4 protein-coding genes and 1 riboswitch are annotated in these 3,778 nt (G+C 64.3%); of the genes, 3 read left to right on the plus strand and 1 reads right to left on the minus strand.

Going from position 1 to position 3,778, the window contains the following annotated elements; genetic code table 11:
- On the minus strand, positions 1-1,011 hold a 1,011-nt coding region (gene cobT / locus AYR66_RS06705), incomplete at its 3' end, for a nicotinate-nucleotide--dimethylbenzimidazole phosphoribosyltransferase (protein ID WP_088709646.1).
- A gap of 83 nt (positions 1,012-1,094) precedes the next feature.
- Positions 1,095-1,315: riboswitch (cobalamin riboswitch) on the minus strand.
- A gap of 107 nt (positions 1,316-1,422) precedes the next feature.
- On the opposite strand from cobT, the gene AYR66_RS06710 reads away from it, so the two are divergent.
- The 3 genes from AYR66_RS06710 to AYR66_RS06720 form a co-directional block, all read left to right on the plus strand.
- The gene (locus tag AYR66_RS06710; protein WP_088706877.1) at positions 1,423-2,277 is read left to right on the plus strand and encodes an alpha/beta hydrolase; all 855 of its coding nucleotides are present in this window, start codon (positions 1,423-1,425) and stop codon (positions 2,275-2,277) included.
- 173 nt (positions 2,278-2,450) lie between these two features.
- Complete coding sequence (locus AYR66_RS06715) at positions 2,451-3,206, plus strand: protein phosphatase CheZ (protein WP_088706878.1); 756 nt, start codon at positions 2,451-2,453, stop codon at positions 3,204-3,206.
- On the plus strand, positions 3,206-3,778 hold a 573-nt coding region (locus AYR66_RS06720; protein WP_170942278.1), incomplete at its 3' end, for an Hpt domain-containing protein. The genes AYR66_RS06715 and AYR66_RS06720, both read left to right, overlap by 1 nt.

Consider the following 3,778-nt stretch of genomic DNA (forward strand, 5'->3'; position numbering starts at 1 on the left):
CGCGGATTCGAAGGTCGCCATCTCGCGCAGGAAGTTCACCGATGCATGCAGCAGCGGCACCGCCAGCGCACATCCACTGCCCTCGCCGAGGCGCATGCCGAGCTGCAGCAGCGGACGGACGCCGAGATATTCCAGCATGTGGCGATGACCGCGCTCGTCAGAACAATGCGAGAACACGCAATAGTCGAGGATGGCCGGCTGCAGGCGTGCTGCGACGAGCAGCGCGCTGGTCACGATGAAGCCGTCGATCAGCAGCAGCTTGCGATGTTCCGCTGCACCGAGCATGGCTCCCGCCATCATTGCGATTTCATAGCCGCCAAAGGTCGCGAGCAGATCCAGCGGATCCGACACGCCCGCGTGCCGGGCAACCGCCTGTTCGATCACCTTCCGCTTGTGCTCCACGCCCTGGGACGACAGGCCCGCGCCCGCGCCGACGCATTCAGCCACAGGAATGCCGGTGATCTTGTGCATCAGGGCGGCGGCCGGGCTGGTGTTGCCAATGCCCATTTCGCCGAAGCCGACCACATTGCCCTTGAGGCCAGCTGCCAGCTCAATACCGTGACGGAGCGCGGTCGAGCATTCTTCCGCCGTCATTGCAGGTTCGACATGGAAGTTGCGGGTGCCATGGCCGACCTTCCGGTCGATCAGTCCTTCCCGCACGCCGAAATCATGGTTGACCCCGGCATCGACGACGTGCAGCGCGCAGCCGTTCTGCCGTGCGAAGACGTTGATCGCCGCGCCGTTGGCGAGGAAGTTTTCCACCATCTGCCATGTCACGCTCTGCGGGAACGCGGACACGTTTTCGGCGACGATGCCGTGATCGCCGGCGAACACCAGGATGGCGGGATTGTTGATGGTCGGCGCGGTGGTACGCTGGATGAGGCCGACCTGCTTCGCCACCCGTTCGAGCATGCCGAGGCTGCCGAGCGGCTTGGTCTTGTTGTTGATGGCGGCGTCAAGCGATGCGGAAAGCGCGGCATCAGCCGTCGATTGGATCTGAGGAATGTGCATGGTGAGTGCCACGACATGCGTGGCCTGAAAGAGTCATTGGGGCCGCGGCAAACCCCGTCCGCGGTGACGCCGTCCCTCCATGATCTGGAAGAACCATTCCGGCCGGTATCCGGGCTGGCAAGACGGACCGATGTGCCTTCCCATGCATGGAGCACAGTGGCGTTGAGCGATCGGCCGTCGCCTGGAGGCGACGCTTGCTTACCGTTGCGGGGGCAGCACACGTTAGCTTGCTGACAAGCCTCGTGTTTCCCGTTTAACTGCGCGCATGAACATGCACGCGGGCACCAGAACGCAGGAAGTGTATGCGGCGCTGACCGCGCGCGTCAATTCGGCAATCGTCCTACATGTTCCCTGCGGGGCCCGGTGCAAGTACACTGTTGGACTTCTTTCCCGCAGAACAAGCTTCCCGATATGAAAAACAAGGCCGAATACTACAGCCAGCAATACAATGCCCGCGCTATGATCCCGGACCATCCGTATATTTTCACCCGCTGGCTCAAGGAATCCGCCCAGGCCCGGCGCACGCATGCGGCACTGTTCGACCTCCCCTATGGCGAAGACAGCGCCGAGCGGCTGGACTTCTTCCCGACCTTCCGCAGGGAAGCACCGCTGCTGGTCTTCATCCACGGCGGTTGGTGGCGTTCGCTGGACAAGTCCGATTTCTCGTTCGTGGCGCCTGCCTACACCCGCGCCGGCATCAACGTCGCGCTGACCAACTACACGCTGGCGCCCCAGGCATCGATCGGCGATATCGTCATGCAGCAGGTGCGTGCGCTGGCCTGGCTCTACCGCAATGCGGAAAAATACGATTTCGATCCGAAGCGCATCGTCGTGGCCGGCCATTCCGCCGGCGCCCACCTCACCGCGATGCTGATGGCCGCGGTCTGGCCGGCGTTCGCTCCCGACCTGCCTGCCGACCTCGTGAAAGGCGGCATCCTGCTGTCCGGCATCTACGACCTCGAACCGGTGCGCCACGCCGACTTCGTCAACGTCGACCTGAAACTGGGCGAGGCCGATATTGACGTTTTGTCACCGGCTTTCATGCCGCAATCGCATCCCGCGCCCTTCGTGACCGCCTTCGGCGGCCAGGAATCGGAGGAATTCCGGCGCCAGACCGAGCTCCTCGCCGGCGCCTGGAAGGCCAACCATGTGGCCGATGTGGCACTGCCGGAGTCCAACCACCTGACTATCTGCGACGCCTTCGGCACGCCGGGCCACCCGCTCCAGCAAGCGGCGGTCCAGCTTATTGAAAAGCTGGCAGCCTGATCGGCCGCTGCCGGAAAGCCGCACTTTGCCGCAAAAAGGCGGAGTTTTATGACATAGCAAGTTGCGCGCAAGAAAACCGTAGCTGATAATCGTGAGCACGGTCGGACGCATCGCGAGCCGATTCGCGCCTTTTGCAAGACGAACGCCGACATCACACATAGGAAAGCATCACCATGAGCGACGCAGCAGACGACGATCTCGAAGCACTGTTTGAAGAAGTGGCCGCGCAACGCGCTGAAACCGTCGCCGCACCTGCCGCCCCCGCTGCCGAGCCGGAACCCGCAGCCGACACCGAGCCGGGCCAGGAAGAGGCGGCCGAGGACGCATCGGGCAAGCCGATGTACGAACGCCTGGGCGGCATCGTCCGCATGCTGCACGATTCCCTGCGTGAACTCGGTTACGACCGCTCTCTGTCCGACGTCGCCAATCAGATCAGCGATGCACAGGGCCGCCTCAACCATGTCGCCAGCCTGACGGAACAGGCCGCCAACAAGGTGCTCAATGCGGTCGATACCTGCATGCCTGAACAGGACAGCCTGGGCAAGAAGGCGCACGACATGGAAAACCGCTGGGCCCAGCTGTTCGACGGCAAGCTCAGCATCGACGAATTCAAGGCCCTGGCGGGCGACTCCAAGCAGTTCGCCGCCGTGGTCATGGAAGCCACCGAGGCTGAAAAGGCCCGTCTGCTAGACATCATGATGGCCCAGGACTTCCAGGACATCACCGGCCAGCTGATCAAGAAGATCGTCGTGATCACCAACCGGGTGGAAAACGAGCTGGCGCAGCTCCTGCGCGACAACGCACCGCCGGAAGTCAAGGCTGCGATGGCCGAAAGCAAGCCGGCAGAACTGATGCAAGGGCCGTCCGCACCGGGCACCGCCATGGCGCAGGACGATGTGGATAGCTTGCTAGCCGATCTGGGGTTCTGATGGACGATATGCTCAAGGAATTCGTCGTCGAGGCGCTCGACCTGGCGACGAACGTGGAAGAGCACCTGCTCTCGCTGGAGCGCCGGCCCGACGACAGCGACACGCTAAACGCGCTGTTCCGCTCCTTCCATACGATCAAGGGCGGCGCGGGCTTCATGAACCTGCCGGCCATCGTGTCGGCCTGCCACCTGACCGAAAACCTGTTTGACGCGCTGCGCACCGGCAAGGTGCCGGTCACGCCGGCCGCGATCGAAGCCGGCCTGCAGGCCAGCGGCTTCGTCGGCGACCAGCTCAAGCTGCTGGCCAACGGCGCGACGCCGGACAGCCTGGCAGCCATGCCCGCTTCATTGGAAGCCCTGGTGACGCAAGCAATCGAAGGCGGTGCCGCGGCCCCGGCCGCGCCTGCTCCGGCACCGGCTCCCGTTGCCGCCCCCGCCCCGGCAGCCGCAAGCACCACGACAGCGGATGGACTGGACTGGGAAGCGCTGTACCGCGCCGTTGTCCCCGCCGGCACCCTGCCCGACGCCCCGGCTCCCGTCGCCGCGCCAGCCGCAGCGGCACCGGCGGCAGCG

It is taken from the genome of Noviherbaspirillum denitrificans, from assembly GCF_002211445.1.
GTDB classification, from domain to species: Bacteria; Pseudomonadota; Gammaproteobacteria; order Burkholderiales; family Burkholderiaceae_D; genus Noviherbaspirillum; species Noviherbaspirillum denitrificans.

What these genes read in the sequence shown, in the direction of transcription:
- AYR66_RS06715 (WP_088706878.1), top strand. Translation starts at nt 2,451, where the DNA reads ATGAGCGACGCAGCAGACGACGATCTCGAAGCACTGTTTGAAGAAGTG.
- AYR66_RS06710 (WP_088706877.1), top strand. Translation starts at nt 1,423, where the DNA reads ATGAAAAACAAGGCCGAATACTACAGCCAGCAATACAATGCCCGCGCT.